Genomic DNA, 649 nt, shown 5'->3' with positions numbered 1-649 from the left:
GGAAACTGGAGTCGGATGCTTATCCTGACATTATGAGAATCGCCTGCCTACAGCATGTCAAGAGAGATTTCATCGACTGCGGCAAGGAAGACAAGGATGCTCAGGAAGTCGTAGATATCCTCAACAGATTTTATCGAGAAGACAAAAAACATAAGGTTGGGGTAAATGGATGGACCGTTGAAGACCATCTAGCCTATCGGCAGTCATATGCACCGGACATTTTACAGGATTTATTGGAGAAACTGGAGGAAATATCTTCCAGGAAGGATTTGCTGCCCAAGTCTACCTTGGCGCAGGCGGTCGCTTATGCCCTTAATGAATATAATGCCATTTGTGACATCTTCAAAAGAGGTGATACGCCTCTCGATAACAACTATATTGAGAGAATCCAGAGGTACATATCACTATCAAGAAGAAACTCAATGTTCTTTGGCTCGCACGAAGGAGCAGGACGTGCGGCTATCCTATATTCCATCGCCATCTCATGCAGACTGAATGGCATCAATCTGTTCGAATACATATGCGACGTAATAGAAAAGACTGCAGAATGGCAACCAAATACTCCATGGGAAAAATATAGAGACTTACTTCCTGACCGATGGAAAAAGCAGCAACAGCATTAATTTAATCAGCTGTTACTGCTTTTTTT

At 43.0% G+C, this 649-nt stretch carries 1 protein-coding gene; it reads left to right on the top strand.

Annotated features, from left to right (window positions below; translation table 11 throughout):
- Positions 1-623, top strand: a 623-nt coding sequence (locus DWV53_RS16275; protein WP_259319013.1) for an IS66 family transposase, incomplete at its 5' end; no start/stop codon positions are given.
- Positions 624-649: the final 26 nt, after the last annotated feature.

Origin of the sequence: Segatella copri (genome assembly GCF_003465495.1) — a bacterium.
Taxonomy (GTDB): domain Bacteria; phylum Bacteroidota; class Bacteroidia; order Bacteroidales; family Bacteroidaceae; genus Prevotella; species Prevotella copri_G.
The sequence above is the reverse complement of the archived record's forward strand: the minus strand, read 5'-3'. Positions and strand labels throughout refer to the sequence as shown.